A 15,057-nucleotide genomic window follows, 5' to 3' on the forward strand; every position below is an offset into this window, starting at 1 on the left:
CGCGACCGCGAGCACCGCGCCGACGACGCGCGGGCGGGCCCGGGCGAGCGGGACCAGCGTCCACGGCACGAGCGCCACCGGCCACGCCTCCGAGGAGATCGCGGTGAGCGTGGTGAGGATGCGCGGCGACAACGCGTAGAGCAGCGCCGCCGTGACCTGCGGGAAGCGGCCGCGCACCCCGGTGCGGCGCGCCAGGATCAGTGCGCCCGAGTACGCCAGGCACACAAGCAGGGTCCACCAAGCACGCTGCGCCACCCACTCCGGCACCCCGGCGAAGTGCGTGAGCAGGAAGAACGGGCCCTGCGGGAAGAGGTAGCCGTAGGCCTGGTTCTGCACCTGGCCCAGCGGGAATTCGTCGGTGTAGGCGTGCGTGGCTCGGGCGAGGAAGCGCGCCGGGTCGACGGAGAGGTCCAGCTTGGTGTCGGCGGCGACCCGGCCGGGCGGCTGCAGCAGGACGGTGAGCGCCAGCAGCACCCAGCCGCCAATGTGTGCGCGCAACGGCTACTCCCGGGAGCCGTACTCCGGCCCGCCGAGTACGGCATCGTCCGCAGCCACGGCCCCGCCCTGGGGCACGGTGCTCTGCCCGGAGACAGAGGCGACGCCCAGCACGCCGACCACCCCGAGCACGGCGCCGACGACCGCGGAGGCGATCACCGGGTTGGCGGCACGGCGCGGCAACGATGCAGGCAGGCGCAGAACTTGGTGGGACATGCGCATGAGCCTACCAGCACGACTACACTAGTAGCGTTTCTTCCAACTCGAAGGGGGCGGGCGTGTCCAAGATGCCGCAGCGGAACCGGGCGGTCGCCGTGTGCGTCGGCGGCGTGCTCGCCGTGGCGCTGCTTGTCGCCGCCCTCACCGCGTGCTCCGAGCACGACGACACGGCCCCGCAAGAACCCACGCAGACTGCACAGGGAGGGGATCCAGCCGACGAACCCGCCGCCGTCGTCCCGCCCGCCCCGCAGCCGGCCCCGAGCGCGCCGCAAAGCCCGGCGCAGCAGCGCGTCCCCGCGGACTTGCGCGCGCGGGTGGCGTCGCTGATGGTGGTCGGCGTGACCAACGAGGCGCAGGCCCGCGCGGCGCTCGACCAGGGCGTCGGTGGCCTGATCATCCCCAGCTGGGCCGACCCCGCGCTGCTCACCGCGGAGGGCCACAACATTGAGGCGCTGCGCGCGCAGTACCACCACCCGTTCTCCGTGGCCATCGACTTCGAGGGCGGCCGCGTCCAGCGCCACACCGACGTGATGGGCAGCTTCATGGCCCCGCGCGAGCTGGCCGCCCGCCCGCCCGAGGTCATCCAGGGCACCGGCTACGACATCGGCCGTTCCCTGCGCGGGCGCGGCGTCAACGTGGATTACGCCCCGCTCCTGGACCTTGACGTTTCCGGCCTGGACATCGTCGGCGACCGCGCGTTCAGCGGCCACCCGGACGAGGTCGTGCGCGTTGGCACGCTGTTTGCGCAGGGGCTTATCGACGCCAACGTCACCCCCACCTTCAAACACTTCCCCGGCCACGGCCGCGCCTCCGGCGACACGCACCACCAGCTCGCCGTGACGCCGCCGCTGGACCAGGTACGCGAGCTGGACATGCGCCCGTTCGGCCCGCTCCTGCAGCGCTTCCCGCGCTCGAGCGTGATGATGGGCCACATGATCGTCCCCGGCATGGGACCGGAAGGCGTGCCCAGCTCCCTGAACCCGGAGGCGTACCGCATCCTGCGCGACGGCGACTACCCGGGCGGCGTCCCGTTCGAGGGCGTCGTGGTCACCGACGACCTCTCCGGCATGCGCGGCATCCTGGACTACGCACCGACGCCGGAGGCGGTCAAGCGCGCGATCGCGGCGGGCGCGGACCAGGCGCTTTGGTCCTCGGGCGCGGACGTGCCGCAGGTGATCGACGGGGTCGTCGCCGCCGTGCAGTCGGGCGAGCTGCCCGAGGCGCGCGTGAACGAAGCCGCGGCGCGCGCCCAGCAGCAGCTGATCAACACCGGCCTGTAAGTCAGCGGCCAGCCACGCATGCGAATTCGTTGCTACATCTACTACCCCATCTACTACCCTGTGGCAGGTGACTACTTCCCACAGGCAAACTTCGTCGCACCGCCGCGCCGGGTCGTCCGGTAAGGCGGGCAAGATCGCGCTCGGCGCCGTCCTTGGCCTGCTCGCCGTCGTCCTGGCCGTATACCTGGCGGATCTGGCGCTCAACCGCGGCAACGTCCCCCGCGGCACCACGGTCGGCGGCGTGGCCATCGGCGGCATGTCGCCGGACGAGGCGCGCGAGCGCCTGCAGGGGGAGCTTGGCGACGTCACCGAGCAACCCGTCGAGGTCATGGCGGCAGACAAGCGCGCCCAACTCGTGCCGGCGGCGGCGGGGCTGGGGATCGACTGGCAGGCGACTGTCGACGCGGCGGGGATCCAGTCCGCAAACCCGATCCCGCGGCTGACGGGCCTGTTTACGCAGCACGAGGTGGACGTGCAGGGGAGCGTCGATAAGCACAAGCTCGACCCAGAACTGGCACGGGTGAAGGACGAGCTGTACGTGGCGCCGGTAGACGGCGCGATCCACGTCGACGGCGGCAAGGCGAATGTGACCGACCCGAAGCTGGGGCAGGAGGTGAACCCGGCAGACCTCGAGGCTGCGGTGACGGACGGCTGGCTCGACCCGGAGGGCGTGGACGTGGAGCCGCAGCCCGTGGAGCCCGCGATCAATGACGCGGTGATTACGCAGGCGATGGACGGCCCGATCAAGGCTGCGCTGGGCGGGCCGCTGACCGTCAACGGCCGCGACGGCGTGACGGCGACCATTCCGCAGGAGCGGATGGGCGAGGTCGTGCAGTTCAACAACGTGGAGGGGCGCATCCAGCCCGACGTGCACCGCGACGTGGCGGGCGCGATCCTTGGTGAGGCGCTCGGCGGGACGCAGACCGAGATGCGCAACGCGCGCGTGCTCGAGGGCGGCGGGGTCGAGCCCTCACAAGACGGCACCGAGGTGGACTGGGACGCGACCTTCGACGGATTCGAGGACCGCCTCCTTGGCGATGGGGAGCGTACCTGGGACGCCGCGTACCGCCCGGTCGAGGCCGACTTCACCACCGAAGACGCGCAGAACGCCACGTTCAACGAGGAGGTCGGGTCCTTCACCACCGGCGGCTTCTCGGGGCCGTCCGGCACCAATATTGCGCTGGTGGCGCAGACCGTCAACGGTGCGATTGTGAACCCGGGCGAGACCTTCTCGCTCAACGGCTACACCGGGCCGCGCGGCACGGCCCAGGGCTACGTGGAGTCCGGCATCATCCTCAACGGCCACTCCGACATGGCCGTGGGCGGAGGCATCTCCCAGTTCGCGACAACGCTCTACAACGCCGCGTACTTCGCGGGCATGACTGACATCGCGCACACGCCGCACTCCTACTACATCTCCCGCTACCCGGCGGGCCGCGAGGCCACCGTCTACGAGGGCGCGATCGACCTGCAGTTCCGCAACGACTCGAACCACCCCGTGCGCATCCAGACCGGTGTGAGCGGCGGCGAGCTCACCGTGAGCCTCATGGGAGTGAAGACGGTGCGCGTCGAGTCCGCCAACGGCGGGCGCTGGGCGCAGACCCAGCCGAACACGATGAACCTTTCGGGCGCGACGTGCAGCCCCTCCAGCGGCTCGCCCGGGTTCACCACCTCGGACACCCGGAGCATTTACGACCTCTCCGGCAACCTCATCGACCAGGAGACCCAGACCACGGTCTACGACCCCGAGCCGATTGTGAAGTGCGGCTAGGTCCCGTTTATGCCCACGGGATGCGCGGCGGGGTGTGCTCCCCGCGCTTGCGGGTGAGCCCCCACAGCGTGAGCTCGGTGAAGACGGGGTCGCGCTCCATCAACGCGTGCCGCGGGGCGTAGCCGTCATAAGCGTCGGCGACGTTGATGTTCACCACGTCCGCCCCGTCGACGGCGGCCAGCATGGACGTCGCATTGGGTGTGACCAGCACGTCCGCGGGCGAGTACAGCGACGTGTACACGATACCCGGCACCGTATCGGGCACGTTGAGGCGCGTTTGCACCCACGGCGAGTCCGCGAGCTGCTGGATCACGCCTGGCGACGCCAACGCCGACGCCGTCCGCGGGTGTCGCGTAATGAACGGAGTGAAGCGGGGAGCGCGGCCGCGCACGTCGGTGCCGTGGAAGTTCGCTCCCATGGCGACCACGCGTCGCACCTTCGGCGCGCCCCCGTTGGCGATGAACAGCTTGGTCATGAGCCCACCCTGCGAGTGCGCCACGATGTCTAACTTCGCAGCCCCGGTCTGCTCCAGGACGTGGTCCACGTTCGCGTGCACGTCCTCGATGATGCTGTCCAGGTTGCCCATGCCGTAGAAGCCGGGGGCAAGCATGTCGCCGTAGTCGGCGCCCCACACCCAGAAGCCCTCGTCGCGCAGGCGCTCCGCGTTGGGGCGGAACGCCCGGGCGCGGCTGGTTACGCCGTGGATGTACATGACTGGGGTGGTGTACGAGGGCGAGAAGTCCGGGTCGTTGAAGGGCAGCGGTGGTCGGTTGCGCGCGGCGTTGGCCGCGCCGAGTGCGGCCGAGCCGGCGACGATCATGGTGGCGAGCTTCATGCGTATCCAGCATATGTGGTTGCGCGCTTCCTTGACCGGGAGTTTTCGCTCCGATACGCTGGTCGACGGATCAAGAAGTCCGACGCGCTCTTTCTAGTGACTGCTGTTGCAGTGTGATTTGAGCAAGGCCTCCCGGCCCGTCGGCTGGCAACCGCGCAGATCGCGCACGGTGCCCCCGGGAGAAGATCTGTCGGCGTTTGCAACACCGCGCGCCGAAAGTGCGACCTTCCAAGGAGAGCCCTCATGGCTTTGACGTCCTGGCTTCCCGCCACTTTGGACAACATCAACCAGACCGTACTGGCCTTTTCCGCTGGTGGTGAGCTGCACGTCCGCGTGTTTGGCACCCAGCTCGCGGCCTTCGACGTGGTTCAGCGGGTGGGTACGAACTTTGAGTACTCGCCGGAGCGCAACCGTCTGCGCGCGGCCGCTGCGGAGGGAGGCGTCCCCGGCGAGGAGGTCCCGCTGCCGCCCGCCCGCGATTACGCAGCGGTGGATCACACCCGCTGCGGGCTCGTTGCCGATGGCCACCGCCCGCACTGGATCCCGGTCACCCGCGCCGCGAGCTCCCGCGACGGCAAGGCCGGCGGGTGGACACGGGTGGAGATCCTGCAGGTCGAGGGCACGCGCGTGACGTTCGCTACCGACGACGGCGTGGTCCAAGGCTGGTTCCACAACCCCGACGTGCTGGCCACCGGGTGGCGCTACCACCCGAAGTGGCGGGTGCTGGAGGCCGCGTCGGGCGAGGTCGCCGTGCTCGCCGCCCAGCCGATCGGGGCGTGCTGGGCGTAAGCTGACGGAGCTCTGGCGGTTGGGCGCCTCCTTCTGAGTACCTACATGACGAAGGCAGGGTGACGAGGATGCGACAAAAAGGGACCGCGGACAAATAGTTGGAGTGTCCCCGGGGGCGGAGAGGGTTTCTGATGTCCGCGCATTTTCCCCGTGAGATCCGGGAGCAAGCAGTTGATAAGTTTCTTGAAGGCATGCCGTACAAGCGCATCGGCGATTGGCTGGAAGAAAGCTATGGGAGAGTGTCCGATTGTTTGTGTGCGGGGGCTTGGTTTACAAGTAGTCCGCGAATCGGTCGGGGTAAGCCACGGCTAGTTGGTTGATGGCTTGTTTCCACCCGGTGGCTTTCGCTCCTTCAATATAGCCGTTGCGCTCAATGTCGCGCTTCGCTTTCTTCGNCTGCACACCCAGCACCACGATGACCCGCTGGCACTAGCAATCGAGCAAAACTTCGGCCACGTCGGCTACGCACGCGCCCGCCAGGCACACATGCGCCAACGCGACCAAGCCAACTCACCCGACGGCCGGCCGAAAGTCTACGACACCGGCATCGACACCGACTTCAACCCCTCCTGGGCCATCCGACACGGCTGGGCAGGACGAACATAACCCCAGCACAACACACCCAAAAACCACCCATCCCACCCCCAAAAAAGCACACATTTTGTCGCTTAAGTCGACACGCCGAGAAAAGCACACATTTTGTCGCTTAACCCTCAAACAGGCCAAACCAGCCCCCAACCCACGTCCCGAGCCAAACTCACCGCACACAAAAAGCCCGCCTCCCGGTACGAAGCGGGGAAGCGGGCCTGACCAACGTGGAGCCGGCGACGAGAATCGAACTCGCACTCTCAGCTTGGGAAGCTGATGTTCTACCACTAAACTACGCCGGCATTCTGCCGCGCCGAATCAGCGCGACAATGGCAATACTTTAGCACCGTCCCGCGCTGAAACGGAAAACGAGCCTGCCGTATGCTTGTGGCGTGCTTCTTTCAGACCATGACATTCGCGACGCTATCGACTCCGGCAAGCTCGGCATCGACCCCTACGATGCCGCCCTGGTGCAGCCGAGCTCGATCGACGTGCGCATGGACAAGTTCTTCCGCGTCTTCAACAACTCGAAGTACACACACATCGACCCGAAGCTGGAGATGCCCGACCTCACTACGGCTGTCGAGGTCCCGGAGGGCGAGGCCTTCGTCCTCCACCCCGGCGAGTTCGTCCTCGCGTCCACGCTCGAGTGCTTCACGCTTCCCGCGGACCTGGCCGGCCGCCTGGAAGGCAAGAGCTCGCTCGGACGCCTCGGCCTGCTCACGCACTCCACCGCGGGCTTCATCGACCCGGGCTTTTCCGGCCACATCACCCTCGAACTGTCCAACGTGGCCAACCTGCCCATCACGCTCTGGCCCGGCATGAAGGTGGGCCAGCTCGCGATCTTCAACATGTCGTCGCCGGCCGAGGTCCCGTACGGTTCGGGCGCGCTGGGGTCGAAGTATCAGGGCCAGCGCGGGCCGACGCCGTCGCGCGCGTACCTAAATTTCCAGTAGGGCTTTTCGCTTTTCGACGCCCACCGTGCAGGAGTTACATCAGATCCAGGTGCCTTCTGCCTAGTTCCGTCAGCTCAAGGGTGAGTGGGCGCTTTGATACTGAGTGCAGCAGTCCCTCAGATTCGAGTTTGTCTGCAACGGGGCGGAGGGTGTTCCAAGACCTTTCCATGGCGGCTGCTGCCTCCTTCAGTGGAATGGGGAGGTCTGGTCCAAAAAGCAGTGCTTGCGCCGCTAGGAATAGGAGACCGCGTTCATACTGATCACGCTTTAACGCCGATAGAGTGTCTTGCAAACTCCTCAGTTGGGCGTGTTTTTGGTCAAGAGATGATTCTAAGTCTTCTTGGGCATCGACCAGCATTTCGAGCATTGCCTTGAGAAAGAATGTCGCTTCTCCAAAGTTCATACTATTTTCTGCATCTATGAAGGCCGCGTAGTACTTCTTCCGTTGCAGCGAGAACTGATGAGACAGGGACATTGAAGTGGGTGGGGAGAGAATCTCGAGCGCCTTGAACGCAAGCAAAAATCGCCCCATGCGTCCGTTTCCGTCGTAGAACGGGTGAGTGTACTCGAATATGAAATGACCGATGAGCGCATTCACGAGGACATGCGTTTCACGGAACTGAGAGTCGAGGAAGGTTTGCATCCGCGTTTCAATGTCGTGTTCGCTGCGCGGGGCCCTGTGCACCTCTCTTACGCCGTCGTGGATTTCTACGGAGTCGGCTCGGAAGAGCTCGCCATCGGGTAGGTCGTCGCTGCTGATCTCCTTCGAGAGCAGTTTGTCGTACTCTGCGCGCAGTGCCTCCGACGAATCTGGAAAAGCCGGGCGTTCGTTGGGGTCCAACAGTGATTTGTAGAAGGCAACCATTTCCCGGAAACGCTTGTGGGGTCCGCTCTTAGGGCTGGTAAGGGCATCGACGATTTCCTTGCGCGTCGAGTAAACACCTTCGATTTGGTTCGTAGCTTTAATTTCTCCAATGAGAAGGCCGGTAAGGTAGTGACTACGTGCTACGCCGGGAAGCGTCACCCACTTGTGAGCTATTTGGAGCTCAGTGCGCCAAACTTGTTCGAGGAGCGACTGGATCTCACCGGTAAGCACCACGAACAGTTCGTGTTCACCAACCTGGAAGTTCCAATGGAGGGTTGCAGGGGATTTAAACCTGGATGTGTACTCCGCTTGAGCAGCACGGCGGCCGTCTGAAGACATGTGAAACAGCGTCTTCAGTGATTTGTAATCGCTCACTTCGGCCGTCCTTTGCGGTTCGTTTTTTGCAATTCTGCAAGCGTAGCAAAGATCTGCGTGGTCTATTTTTCAAAAACAGGGGTTTTTGCAAAATAGGATCGCGTCGTGCGCTGCTTCTTCGCAAATTTGAAAGAATAGCAGCCGCGTCCCGCGTCCCCCTCACCCTGCCCCGTCTCACAGGAACGGGCATAATAGGCAGTTATGCGGATGACAGTAATTGGCACCGGCTACCTCGGTGCAACCCACGCGGCATGCATGGCTGAGCTTGGCCATGAGGTGCTTGGCGTAGACGTAGACGAAGCAAAAATCGATCGACTCAAGGCAGGAAAGGTCCCGTTCTACGAGCCGGGCTTGCCCGAGGTCCTTGAGCGCAACATGGCGGCCGATCGCCTGGACTTCACCACCTCGTACGAGGAGGCAGCGGCGTTTGGCAACGTACACTTCATCGGCGTGGGCACCCCGCAGCAGCGTGGTTCCTACGCGGCGGATACCCGTTACGTCGAGGCCGTGATCGATTCGTTGGTGCCGCACCTGGAAGGCGAGCACGTCATCCTGGGGAAGTCGACGGTGCCGGTGGGCACGGCCGCGGAGCTGCAGGCCCGCGCCGATGCGCTGGCCGCGCCGGGCACGTCGGTGGAGATCGCGTGGAACCCGGAGTTCCTCCGCGAGGGCTACGCGGTGAAGGACACGATCGAGCCGGACCGCATCGTGCTGGGCGTTCGCCCGGAGCACTCCCAGGCGGAGGCTATCGCGCGCGAGGTCTACGCCACCCCGCTGTCCAAGGACACGCCGTTCATCGTCACCGACCTGCAGACCGCTGAGCTGGTGAAGGTGAGTGCCAACGCGTTCCTGGCCACCAAGATCTCCTTTATCAACGCGGTGAGCGAGGTCTGCGAGATCGTCGGCGCCGACGTCACCAAGCTCGCCGACGCCATCGGCTACGACGACCGCATCGGCCGCAAGTTCCTGGGCGCCGGCCTTGGCTTCGGCGGCGGCTGCCTGCCCAAGGACATCCGCGCGTTCATGGCGCGCGCCGGCGAGCTGGGCGCCGACCAGGCGCTCACGTTCCTGCGCGAGGTGGACGCGGTGAACATGCGTCGCCGCGAGCGCGTGGTGGACATGGCGCGCGAGGAGCTCGGCAGCCTGATCGGCCGCCGCATCACCGTCCTCGGCGCGGCGTTCAAGCCGAACTCTGACGACGTGCGCGATTCGCCCGCGCTCGCCGTCGCCGGCCAGCTCTCGCTCGCGGGCGCCGCGGTGCGCGTCTTCGACCCGGAGGCGATGGACAACGCCCGCCGCGTCTTCCCCACCCTCGACTACGCCGACACCCTCGATGACGCGCTGACCGGCGCTGAGCTGGTCATCCTCGCCACCGAGTGGAAGCAGTTCAAGGAGATGGATCCGGTCGCCTCGGCCAAGCTCGTGGAGCAGCGAGTGCTTATCGACGGCCGCAACGTCCTCCCCGTCCCCGCGTGGCAGCAGGCGGGCTGGACGATCCGGGCGTTGGGACGCAGCTTGTAGAACTCGCCACGAAACGGGGGCATGATGGAGGTATGCCTAATAAGAAGTCTCCACACCTTGTTCAGAGCGCCCTCGGTGCCGCTGCGGCGGCCCTCGGCGGGGTCGCCGTCCACGATCTGAAGCAACAAAAGTACCCGGTACTGCGGAACTATCCAGTGCTGGGGCACATGCGCTACCTGCTCACGGATATTGGCCCAGAGCTGCGCCAATACTTCATTGAGCGGGACTGGGACGGCCGACCCTTCAACCGGGACCAGCGCAACGCTATCTACGAGCGCGCAAAGGGTATCCAAAGTGAGACCGCTTTCGGCACGGTGCAAGACGTGCGCGAGCCGGGCCACGAGTACCTCGTGCACTCGGTCGCACCCGTCGCGCAGCCAGATGAGCCACCGCGCACGCTCATTGGGGGCAAGGACTGCGCGAAGCCCTATTCGATGTCGCTGCTCAACGTATCCGCGATGAGCTTCGGCTCGCTGTCGCGTAACGCGATCCGATCGCTGAACAAGGGCGCGGAACTCGGCGGGTTCGCCCACGATACTGGCGAGGGCGGGCTGAGCCCGTACCACATGGAAAATAACGGTGACCTGATCTGGGAGCTGGGCACCGGCTACTTCTGCGCACGCACTCCGGACGGCGACTTCGATCCCGCACAATTCCGAGAAAAGGCTGCGGATGACCAGGTCAAGATGGTGGAGCTCAAGCTGAGTCAGGGTGCGAAGCCAGGCATTGGCGGGGTGCTGCCGGCGGACAAGATCACCGAAGAAGTCTCGCAGATCCGTGGGGTTCCGCGTGGCCAGGATTGCATAAGCCCGGCCAGGCACCGCGTCTTTTCCACGCCGACGGAGCTGATCGAATTTATTGCGCAGATGCGCGAGCTGTCCGGCGGCAAACCCGCAGGCTTCAAGCTGTGCGTGGGCAGCCGTCGAGAAGTGCTCGCGATCTGCAAAGCGATGCGGGAGGTGGGCACTACCCCGGACTTCATCGTGGTCGACGGCTCCGAGGGCGGTACGGGTGCGGCACCCATCGACTTTGAGGACCACGTGGGCATGCCGCTTACCGACGGGCTGATGACGGTGCACAACGCGCTTGTCGGCACAGGCCTGCGCGACCAGGTCAAACTCGGCGCATCCGGCAAGGTCGCCGGCGGTGCGGATATTGTGATGCGCATGATTCAGGGTGCCGACTTTACCAACGCCGCTCGCGCCATGATGATGGCGCTTGGCTGCATCCAGGCGCAGCGCTGCCATACCGGCAAGTGCCCCTCGGGTGTGGCGACGCAGGATCCGCGCCGCACTCGTGCGGTCGTGGTGGAGGAGAAGTCGCGGGCCGTCTACAACTTCCAGAAGGCGACGGTGCAGCAGGCGGTGCGGCTCATGGCATCGATGGGTGTCAGCGACCCGGCCGAGCTGAACCCGGCGATGCTGCGTCGCAACGTCTCGCCGACCGAGGCCCGCTCGTATGCGGAGCTCTACGAGTGGCTCGCGCCCGGCCAGCTGCTCGACGACGCCCCGCAGGGCTGGGCCGAGGACTGGCAGGCGGCTTCGGCGGACACCTTCCGGCCGGTGTAGGGCCGCAACGCCCGAGGTAGGCGGGAGTTGCAAAATAGTTCCCGGGTTCGCCTTGAAACCGGGAACTATTTTCGGGAAGAGGCCCATAACATCAGGTCAAATCATCGATGGAAACTTCCCTGTCAAGGTTCATACGCTCACAGAAGTCTTCGTCGTGGCTGACGAGAAGAAGCGCACCTGCATAACTCTCAAGAGCGGAGACAAGCCAGTTCACGGTTGAGATATCGATGTTGTTGGTGGGCTCGTCGAGAAGCAATAGCTGCGGAGCAGGCGACGAAAGAAGAACACGGGCAAATTCAACGCGGAAACGCTCACCACCCGAAAGCGTTCCGATAGGCGCGTGCACAGTCTCATTCTGAAACAACAATTGCGCGAGTTGGTCCCGAATATACTGCGGATCAGCAGACGCGTTGGCCTCCGAGACCAACTCCAAAACTGACCGGTTGGGATCAAGAACAATGCGCTGCCGGAGGTACCCCACATTCCTAATCGCGTACCCCGCGTCTCCGTCTGCAACAGAGTTGAGCAGGGTCGTCTTTCCGCTGCCGTTCGGTCCAGTGATCCGGACACGCTCGGGGCCCACAACAGTGAGTCCTGGGATCTCCACAACGCGGGTTCCGTTCGGAAGCGCCGTACCGGGAAGCTCAATGTACACGTGTTGGTCGTCGCGTACCTTGTCTTGCGCGTGACGATACTCAGCGAGAGACGACTCCACAGACTCGGCATGAGCCGAACCACGCCGAGCAGCAGTCTTCTCAGACCGATCCTTGTCCAGCCCCATCGCCATGCCAGGTTTACGATTGTTAGCAGCGAACTTCTTTCCGCGACGAGCGTCCCGAGCAATGCGAGTTTGCATTGCCTCACGCTCTCGAACCTGCCTACTGTGAATCGTCTTCTTGTCCCGCACCTCCCGCATCGCTGCTTCCTGTTCATTGGCCAGAGCTTCACGGTAGACGGAGTAGTTACCGGGGAAAAGACGAAGCTTCCCGTCGTGAAGTTCTGCAATTCCGTCCACGGAATCCAACAAGTCGCGATCGTGGCTCACCACAATCGCAGGAACAGTGGATTTGGAAAGAGAGCGGATTAGCTGGGCTTTCGCTTCCGCATCGAGGTTGTTCGTGGGCTCGTCCATGACAATGAAATCGGGGTTGTCAGCCATGAGCGCAGCTAGTGCAACACGAACAGCCTCTCCACCGGACAGGGTAGACAGCGGCCTAGCCAGGTTAAGCTCGAGTCCATGAGCTGACAACACAGCCCGAGTCTCTTCGGCAGCATCCCACCGGTCACCGATGAGCTCGAACAATTCGGGATTGAACTGGCCACCTTCGATGGCGTTGATTGCCTCGATGATTTCGGTGATCCCAAAGACGTCTGAAACTGTAGTGTCCGGTTGCAGTCCAAGATCCTGAGGCAGGTAAGCGATTTTCGACGGGCGCTCGACCGAACCAGTGCTCGGTTGCAGCTCGCCGAGGATGACCCTGATCAGACTCGTTTTTCCGGAACCGTTATCGCCGATCAGGCCGGTCAGGTGACTTGAAAAAGTGGCGTTCAAGTCCGAGAAGCAGGGGGATCCGTTAGGCCACTCGAGGGAGACGTTATTCAGGGAAATAGGCATGCTCATTCAACTTTCTGTTTCGTGTTAGGCGGAAACACGGAACTTGAGCACGGCCTATTCCTTCCTTCGGGGACAGTTCCTCGTCGATACTATGACAGTGTCCGTCGGGGGTCAAGGGTTTGCGCTGCTGTAAGTCGGGATAGGTGATGGTTTGAAGGTGGACCGCGGCTGACAGATTGCGGCGGAAGCGGAAGGACCGGCAGCGGCACCCAACCACCAACAAACGACCCCTAGTGCTGGTGGTAGTCGGCGAGGAAGTTCCCCAGCCGCTCTAGGGCGTTTTCCAGCTGCGATGCCCACGGCAGCGTGACCACGCGGAAGTGGTCTGGGGTGGGGTAGTTGAAGCCGCGGCCCTGGACCATGAGGATCTTCTCGGACTTGAGCAGGTCGAGCATGAAGCGCTCGTCGTCGTGGATGCCGTACATCTCCGCGTCGATCTTGGGGAAGCAGTACAGCGCGCCTTTCGGCTCGACGACGGAAACGCCAGGGATCTCGCGGAGCTTCCGCACGGCGACGTCGCGCTGCTTGTGCAGGCGGCCGCCCTCGGCGGTCAGCGAGTAGATGGACTGGCGGCCGCCGAGCGCCACCTGGATGGCGTGCTGACCAGGCACATTGGCGCACAGGCGCGTGCCGGAGAGCAGGTCGATGCCCTCGATGAAGCCCTTCGCGCGGCGGCGCGGTCCGGTGATGACCATCCACCCGGCGCGGTAGCCGCAGACGCGGTACGCCTTGGACAGTCCGTTGAAGGTGATGGTGATGACGTCGGGGGCGACCTCGGCCATGCAGGTGTGCTGGGCGCCGTCGTAAAGGATGCGGTCGTAGATCTCGTCGGCGAAGATCATCAGCTCGTGCTCGCGGGCAATGTCAGCGATGCCCTCGAGGGTCTCGCGGGAGTAGACGGCGCCCGTCGGGTTGTTGGGGTTGATCACCACGATGGCCTTCGTTTTGTCGGTGACCTTAGAGCGGATGTCCTCCAGCGACGGGTTCCAGTCGTCCTCTTCGTCGCACAGGTAGTGCACGACCTTGCCGCCGGCGAGGGTGGAGGCCGCCGTCCACAGCGGGTAGTCCGGGGCGGGGATGAGGATCTCGTCGCCGTCGTTGAGCGCGGCTTGCGTGACCATGCTGATCAGCTCGGAGACGCCGTTGCCCAAATACACGTCGTCGATGTCGCAGGGCGGGAAGCCGTCGATAAGCTCATAGCGCGTGACCACGGCTCGGCGGGCGGAAGTGATGCCCTTGGAGGTGGTGTAGCCCTGGGAGGTGGGCAGGTTGGCGATCATGTCGCGCATGATCACGTCCGGCGCCTCGAAGCCGAACACGGCGGGGTTGCCGGTGTTCAGCTTGAGGATGGTGTGGCCGTCGCGCTCCATCTCCTCCGCGGTCGCGGAGACGGGCCCGCGGATGTCGTAGAAGACGTTCTTGAGCTTGTCGGCCTGGTCGAAGTGGCGGTGGGGGCGCTTGGTGCGTGTCGACGCCACCGTCTCGGGAATGGCTGGCTGGTCTGGGGTTTTGGGATGTTTCTTGGACATAGGGCCATATTAGTCGCGGCGGCGGAACCTGTTGAGGGATTCTTGAGCAAAGTTGAGGGTATCGCCGGTGAGTTGGTCGATCTGCTCGCGGCGCTCCGCCTTCCTGTGCGCCCTGTCATAGGCGCGGTCCGCCTCCAGCTCCAGCTGCTTGGCGCGCACGAGGCGGCGCTTGGAGCGCTCCATGTCGCGCAGCGACGGCGAGTACCAGGAGTCCGGCCCCACCTTCATCACGTAGAGCAGGATGAACAGCACCGGGATGACCGCGAGCACGGCGGGGTGCGAGGCCGCCGTCCCGGCGAGGGTGATGCTGCCGATGGTGCCCAGCAAGAAGATGCCGGCGCGGGTGCGGCGGCCGGAGCGGCGCGCCTCGACAAGCTCGCGGGCGGTGAAGACGGGCACGTCGTGCTGGGCCGCCGGCATGCCGGCGCTGGAGCCCATGACGGGTGCCTGGGGGATGTCGGCGAACAGCGGCACGAGGTCCGCACGGGTCTGCGCCTGGGTGCAGCACTGGCAGCGCTCGTCGTACTCCCCGAGGGTGAGGCGGCCCTCGCTCAGCGCCTCCCCGAGAGCGGACATTGCCTCGGTGCGGTCCGCGTCAGAAAGCCGGATGTGCTCCGGCTGGGAGGGCTGGAAAGCGCTGCTCATCGGGGA

At 64.8% G+C, this 15,057-nt stretch carries 13 protein-coding genes, 1 tRNA gene and 1 riboswitch; of the genes, 6 read left to right on the forward strand and 8 right to left on the reverse strand.

The genetic code is table 11. The features are described from left to right. A partial coding sequence (locus tag CKJ84_RS08305; protein ID WP_143340345.1) for an alpha-(1->3)-arabinofuranosyltransferase family protein occupies positions 1–498 on the reverse strand: 498 nt, incomplete at its 3' end. Between the two features lie 3 nt (positions 499–501). After that, complete coding sequence (locus CKJ84_RS08310; protein ID WP_095275761.1) at positions 502–711, reverse strand: DUF2613 family protein; 210 nt, start codon at positions 709–711, stop codon at positions 502–504. 71 nt (positions 712–782) lie between these two features. Here CKJ84_RS08310 and CKJ84_RS08315 point away from each other — a divergent pair, with 71 nt between their 5' ends. Both CKJ84_RS08315 and CKJ84_RS08320 read left to right on the forward strand, forming a co-directional pair. Continuing rightward, a complete protein-coding gene (locus tag CKJ84_RS08315; protein ID WP_095546752.1) occupies positions 783–1,994 on the forward strand; it encodes a glycoside hydrolase family 3 N-terminal domain-containing protein in 1,212 nt (403 codons plus the stop codon). A gap of 67 nt (positions 1,995–2,061) precedes the next feature. After that, positions 2,062–3,765 carry a VanW family protein gene (locus CKJ84_RS08320; protein WP_369801177.1) on the forward strand — a complete coding sequence of 568 codons (1,704 nt, stop codon included), beginning with the start codon at positions 2,062–2,064 and terminating at the stop codon, positions 3,763–3,765. Between the two features lie 7 nt (positions 3,766–3,772). On the opposite strand, the gene CKJ84_RS08325 is transcribed toward CKJ84_RS08320, so the two are convergent. After that, on the reverse strand, positions 3,773–4,600 hold the full coding sequence (locus tag CKJ84_RS08325) for a serine aminopeptidase domain-containing protein (protein ID WP_233125619.1): 828 nt from the start codon (positions 4,598–4,600) through the stop codon (positions 3,773–3,775). A gap of 115 nt (positions 4,601–4,715) precedes the next feature. After that, positions 4,716–4,827, forward strand: a riboswitch (SAM riboswitch). A gap of 16 nt (positions 4,828–4,843) precedes the next feature. On the opposite strand from CKJ84_RS08325, the gene CKJ84_RS08330 reads away from it, so the two are divergent. Beyond that, positions 4,844–5,389, forward strand: a complete 546-nt coding sequence (locus CKJ84_RS08330; protein WP_095546629.1) for a hypothetical protein — start codon at positions 4,844–4,846, stop codon at positions 5,387–5,389. Positions 5,390–6,205: 816 nt separating this feature from the next. Here the strand turns inward: CKJ84_RS08330 and CKJ84_RS08335 are convergent. Continuing rightward, a tRNA-Gly gene (locus CKJ84_RS08335) sits at positions 6,206–6,279 on the reverse strand. A 90-nt stretch (positions 6,280–6,369) separates the two neighbouring features. Here CKJ84_RS08335 and dcd point away from each other — a divergent pair. After that, positions 6,370–6,933, forward strand: coding sequence for a dCTP deaminase (gene dcd / locus CKJ84_RS08340; protein ID WP_095536034.1), 564 nt, complete (start codon positions 6,370–6,372; stop codon positions 6,931–6,933). Between the two features lie 34 nt (positions 6,934–6,967). On the opposite strand, the gene CKJ84_RS08345 is transcribed toward dcd, so the two are convergent. Then, on the reverse strand, positions 6,968–8,173 hold the full coding sequence (locus CKJ84_RS08345) for a Fic family protein (RefSeq protein WP_095537480.1): 1,206 nt from the start codon (positions 8,171–8,173) through the stop codon (positions 6,968–6,970). A gap of 201 nt (positions 8,174–8,374) precedes the next feature. Here CKJ84_RS08345 and CKJ84_RS08350 point away from each other — a divergent pair, with 201 nt between their 5' ends. Both CKJ84_RS08350 and CKJ84_RS08355 read left to right on the forward strand, forming a co-directional pair. After that, positions 8,375–9,694: a UDP-glucose/GDP-mannose dehydrogenase family protein gene (locus CKJ84_RS08350; RefSeq protein WP_095537481.1), complete on the forward strand. Its 1,320-nt coding sequence runs from the start codon at positions 8,375–8,377 to the stop codon at positions 9,692–9,694. A 32-nt stretch (positions 9,695–9,726) separates the two neighbouring features. Then, entirely contained in the window at positions 9,727–11,262 is a 1,536-nt protein-coding gene (locus CKJ84_RS08355; protein ID WP_095275696.1) for an FMN-binding glutamate synthase family protein, read from the forward strand. A 91-nt stretch (positions 11,263–11,353) separates the two neighbouring features. Here the strand turns inward: CKJ84_RS08355 and CKJ84_RS08360 are convergent, their stop codons facing one another. The 3 genes from CKJ84_RS08360 to CKJ84_RS08370 all read right to left on the reverse strand — a co-directional run bounded on the left by CKJ84_RS08360 (position 11,354) and on the right by CKJ84_RS08370 (position 15,051). Next, complete coding sequence (locus tag CKJ84_RS08360) at positions 11,354–12,877, reverse strand: ABC-F family ATP-binding cassette domain-containing protein (protein ID WP_095275695.1); 1,524 nt, start codon at positions 12,875–12,877, stop codon at positions 11,354–11,356. A gap of 230 nt (positions 12,878–13,107) precedes the next feature. Beyond that, the gene (locus tag CKJ84_RS08365) at positions 13,108–14,406 is read right to left on the reverse strand and encodes a pyridoxal phosphate-dependent aminotransferase (protein ID WP_095546630.1); all 1,299 of its coding nucleotides are present in this window, start codon (positions 14,404–14,406) and stop codon (positions 13,108–13,110) included. 9 nt (positions 14,407–14,415) lie between these two features. Then, the gene (locus CKJ84_RS08370; RefSeq protein WP_095546631.1) at positions 14,416–15,051 is read right to left on the reverse strand and encodes a DUF1707 domain-containing protein; all 636 of its coding nucleotides are present in this window, start codon (positions 15,049–15,051) and stop codon (positions 14,416–14,418) included. Positions 15,052–15,057 lie beyond the last annotated feature (6 nt).

It is taken from the genome of Corynebacterium sp. NML 120412, assembly GCF_002285155.1.
GTDB lineage: Bacteria > Actinomycetota > Actinomycetes > Mycobacteriales > Mycobacteriaceae > Corynebacterium > Corynebacterium gottingense.

What these genes read in the sequence shown, in the direction of transcription:
- CKJ84_RS08355 (WP_095275696.1), top strand. Translation starts at nt 9,727, where the DNA reads ATGCCTAATAAGAAGTCTCCACACCTTGTTCAGAGCGCCCTCGGTGCC.
- CKJ84_RS08370 (WP_095546631.1), bottom strand. Translation starts at nt 15,051, where the DNA reads ATGAGCAGCGCTTTCCAGCCCTCCCAGCCGGAGCACATCCGGCTTTCT.
- CKJ84_RS08310 (WP_095275761.1), bottom strand. Translation starts at nt 711, where the DNA reads ATGTCCCACCAAGTTCTGCGCCTGCCTGCATCGTTGCCGCGCCGTGCC.
- CKJ84_RS08360 (WP_095275695.1), bottom strand. Translation starts at nt 12,877, where the DNA reads ATGCCTATTTCCCTGAATAACGTCTCCCTCGAGTGGCCTAACGGATCC.
- CKJ84_RS08330 (WP_095546629.1), top strand. Translation starts at nt 4,844, where the DNA reads ATGGCTTTGACGTCCTGGCTTCCCGCCACTTTGGACAACATCAACCAG.
- CKJ84_RS08365 (WP_095546630.1), bottom strand. Translation starts at nt 14,406, where the DNA reads ATGTCCAAGAAACATCCCAAAACCCCAGACCAGCCAGCCATTCCCGAG.
- CKJ84_RS08315 (WP_095546752.1), top strand. Translation starts at nt 783, where the DNA reads ATGCCGCAGCGGAACCGGGCGGTCGCCGTGTGCGTCGGCGGCGTGCTC.
- CKJ84_RS08350 (WP_095537481.1), top strand. Translation starts at nt 8,375, where the DNA reads ATGCGGATGACAGTAATTGGCACCGGCTACCTCGGTGCAACCCACGCG.
- CKJ84_RS08325 (WP_233125619.1), bottom strand. Translation starts at nt 4,600, where the DNA reads ATGAAGCTCGCCACCATGATCGTCGCCGGCTCGGCCGCACTCGGCGCG.